General features: G+C 43.0%; 3 protein-coding genes and 1 pseudogene. 2 read left to right on the top strand and 2 right to left on the bottom strand.

Annotated elements, in window-relative coordinates; translation table 11 throughout:
* The first annotated feature begins 193 nt into the window (after window positions 1-193).
* Complete coding sequence (locus IM496_RS20335) at window positions 194-805, top strand: Uma2 family endonuclease (RefSeq protein WP_287663074.1); 612 nt, start codon at window positions 194-196, stop codon at window positions 803-805.
* Between the two features lie 117 nt (window positions 806-922).
* Here the strand turns inward: IM496_RS20335 and IM496_RS20330 are convergent, their stop codons facing one another.
* Both IM496_RS20330 and IM496_RS20325 read right to left on the bottom strand, forming a co-directional pair.
* Window positions 923-1177: a hypothetical protein gene (locus IM496_RS20330; protein ID WP_002750132.1), complete on the bottom strand. Its 255-nt coding sequence runs from the start codon at window positions 1175-1177 to the stop codon at window positions 923-925.
* Entirely contained in the window at window positions 1174-2880 is a 1707-nt protein-coding gene (locus tag IM496_RS20325; RefSeq protein ID WP_002739886.1) for a potassium channel family protein, read from the bottom strand. The genes IM496_RS20330 and IM496_RS20325 overlap by 4 nt, the downstream gene beginning before the upstream one ends.
* Before the next feature lie 150 nt (window positions 2881-3030).
* On the opposite strand from IM496_RS20325, the pseudogene IM496_RS20320 reads away from it, so the two are divergent.
* A pseudogene (locus IM496_RS20320) lies at window positions 3031-3519 on the top strand (DUF4351 domain-containing protein); the annotation flags it as partial.

The following is a 3519-nucleotide window of genomic DNA, read 5'->3' as shown; positions in this document are numbered from 1 at the left end:
TGCATTATTCATGAAGACTTTGGAAAATCCTCGAAAGCCTTGGCAAGAAGTTCATCTAGCGATCTGGCTGAAAAACAGTCTGTTTTTTGAGATGTCCTCACAATCAGGTTTTTGCCAGTTGGTGAATAATGCAGGCTAACTAACTCGTTCTATGCCATAAAATTAATTAATAGAATATCGGAGAAAGACAAACATGATTATCGCTCAAGAAAAACCAACTATTGCGACAGTCACCAAAACCCCTGTCACTTTGGAAGCATATCGGGCGATCGCTGAAACTTCTCAGGAACGTTATGAATATTGTCATGGAGAAATGATTCTTATGCCTGGAGGAACCGCAACCCACAGCGCAATTGCGATCAATATCTCGGTTTTTTTGGGATTTTTATTAAGAGATAGGGATTTTCGCCTGTATAACAGCGATCTGCGGCTGTGGATTCCTGAATATAATTGTGGAACCTATACCGATCTCATGGTTGTTAACCATGAACCAGAATTTAACGGCGATCGCAAAGACGAAATTCTTAATCCTTTATTTATTGTAGAGGTGCTTTCCCCCGCCACGGAAGCCTATGATCGAGGTGATAAATTTAGAAAATATCGTTCCCTGCCAAGTTTTTGTGAATATCTGCTCGTTAGTCAAACTGAACCCTACATTGAGCAATATTTTAGACTCGCACAGAGCGATCGCTGGCAACTACAAACCTACGATCAACTTAGTCAAATAATCCCTCTGGAGAGTTTAAACGTTGAACTTCCCTTGCTAGAAATTTATCGTCGTGTTAGTTTTGCCGCAGTTTCATAAATCGCTTAATCCGATTAATACCCTTTCTATTTTGTTTGCATAAAAAGCGATCGCCCCACAGTTTAAACTCAAAAAACCGCCATCGACAAAGAAGCGGCGAGTAGTAGTTCATTAGAACTACTCTGGATAGTTAGGCAGAGAATGATATTGAAAGATGCCAAAGATACTGCCGACACTGCCGACACTGAGAATACTGCCAACACTGCCAATACTAAGAATACTGCCGACACTGCCAATACTGAGCATACTGCCGATACTAACCAGACTTAAAATGCTGCTGGCACTAGCAAGACTTAAAATACTGCCGGCACTGCCTAAACTCAAGATACAGCGATAACTAGCTTTGCTCAGATAATTAAGACCAGAAATCATTTTAAATCGGGGAAAGATTGGGGAATAGTTAGGGAAGTATTTTGCCAAACCTGTTGTAAACGCATAGCCGGCATAGTTAGATAAAGAATATCACCTTGATCGAGAGTGATTTCCAGTAATTGCCAACCGTGGATAGTTTGACCCTGTTTTTCTAGGTAAAGTGGCACAAAATCGGCATTCATCGCCGCTTCCTTGATAATTTGCCCCATAAAAGGATGATTAGGTGTGATTAATGTAGCCAAAGCAACCCAGAGGAGATCATCGGTCATGCCATTACCGAGAATTCTACCGCCCAAAGCGGCCGCAGCGAAGGAATAGGTAGCTAGATCCCGGGGACATAATACCGTATCAAAATCAAAAACCTCTTGAATCGATCGCCCGAATTGTTCCTGAGAGCAGCGTAAAACTAGATTAATTTTAGGAGCGATCGCTTTAGCAGTGAGGGCAATCTCCACATTAATCATATCCTCGTAAGTAACCACGATCAAAGATTCGGCGTTGTTAATATTAGCGGTTTCTAGGGTAGCCACTAGACGCGCATCCTCGATGATAACGGGGATTCCCCAGGAGCGCACGGAATGCAAAAATCGATTATTGGGGTCCGATTCAATCACCACCACTTCACAGCCTTGGTCGTGCAATTGTCGCACGATCCGGGTGCCGATACCTCCTAAACCACAGATAATGTGATGATTGCGGACGGGAATGCGGGTAGCATCCCAAAACTGCTTAAAGCGACTACCGAGAATAAAATCGTTGAGGAGAGCATAACAGATACCGATAACCCCCGCACCGACAATCATCATGACCACGGTAAAAATTTTGATACTATCGGGGGTAGATTCGGCCACTTTTTCGTTACCTCCGGCGCCGGTAATCATCCCGACGGAGAAATAGAGGGAATCGACGAGGGAAATTTTTTGATTAACGCTGAGATAGGTAATGGTAGCAAGGGAAATCATCCCCAGGAGGGAAAGGGTGACAAGAATTACCGGTTGGACATAGTGCTGATAGGGACGGAGATTGAGTAGATTTCTCAGCCACTTTTGCAGTTTAAAACGCTGTTTTGCCTTAATTGTCGGTTTATTGCCGATAATGAGATGATCGCCAGTTTGGAGTTTTTTGCCTAAAAGAACTGCTGAAACCAGATCGATTTCGTCGTGAGCGGGGAGATAATAGATTAACATTCGGGCCGGATCGTCCCAAAGCTCGTAGAGGGGTAATCCCCACCAAGGATGATTTTCCTCGATAATTATCTCTTGAATTGGCCAAAGGCGATCGAATAGCTGTAATTGACCGATAGCTTTATTACCAAGGGCAGCAAAGGAAAAGATCGGGGCTGCTAGGGAAGCAACGCTCATGCTAACGTGAGCAGGGAGGGTTTGATCGAGTCTTTCTCCTAAAGTTTCGTTAAATAGTCGGTTAACTATCCGAATTTTTGGGTTAATTATCCTTGCACGGGTGAGAATTTCCAGATTGAGTGCGTCGTTATCGATGGCCAAAACTAGGGTTTCTGCATCCGGGAGACCAGCTTGCAGGAGAGTTTTAGGAGAGCAGGGATCGCCGATAATAATATCAGACTGGTATTCACAGACCATTTGGCGATCGCTAATCGCTACTACTGCCGCAGATTGTTGTTTGAGTAAACAAAAGATTTTATAACCCGTGCGACCTAATCCACAGACGATGATTTGCGGTTTCATTCGTCGAGCGCGTTTTTTGCTGATTAACCTTTCAGTTTTAGCGCAAAAACTAGGAAAAATCTGTAACTAAAGCTGCAATGCTGCTAATTTTTCCAATCAGGCTTTTAAAATGATAAAATAACCATCATCATCGATTGAATCACTTCAGCCTTGACTCGCTTTCTTTGGGACAAATTTAGTAAAGATTACCTCGAAACTTTTCTTGCTTCTTCCGGTGACGTGAAAACTAGCCTTGATGTGACGGCAGAAACTCAAGAAATCGATGTGTATTTTCGACCGACTTCTCCCAAAATACCGCCCGAATTAGGCCTATTGGGCAAATTAGCTCAAACCCCTTGTCTATTGGAACCCTATCGCAATCCTGTCATGATTGAGGGAATTCTCGCTTGTTTATCTAAACTGTTGACTGTGCGGGAACAATTACAAAGAGAAGCTCACCGCAATCAACAACCCTTATTAGCAGAAAATATCCCTAGACTATGGATACTAACTCCTACTGCCAGTCAAAGAATTATAACTGCTTTTTCCGCTCTCAATCATCCAGATTGGGGAGAAGGAATTTATTTTTTACCTCCAGCATTAACCACAGCCATTATTGTCCTGCATCAATTACCTGAAACCCCTGAAACCCTTTGGTTA

The sequence above is a fragment of the Microcystis sp. M049S2 genome, assembly GCF_020245625.1.
In the GTDB taxonomy this organism is placed as follows: Bacteria; Cyanobacteriota; Cyanobacteriia; order Cyanobacteriales; family Microcystaceae; genus Microcystis; species Microcystis ichthyoblabe_A.
Note: the sequence above shows the minus strand (reverse complement) of the source record. Positions and strands in the feature narration are given on the sequence as shown.

Coding starts and splice junctions, on each gene's coding strand:
- IM496_RS20330 (WP_002750132.1), bottom strand. CDS start 1,177: ATGATTTCTGGTCTTAATTATCTGAGCAAAGCTAGTTATCGCTGTATC.
- IM496_RS20335 (WP_287663074.1), top strand. CDS start 194: ATGATTATCGCTCAAGAAAAACCAACTATTGCGACAGTCACCAAAACC.
- IM496_RS20325 (WP_002739886.1), bottom strand. CDS start 2,880: ATGAAACCGCAAATCATCGTCTGTGGATTAGGTCGCACGGGTTATAAA.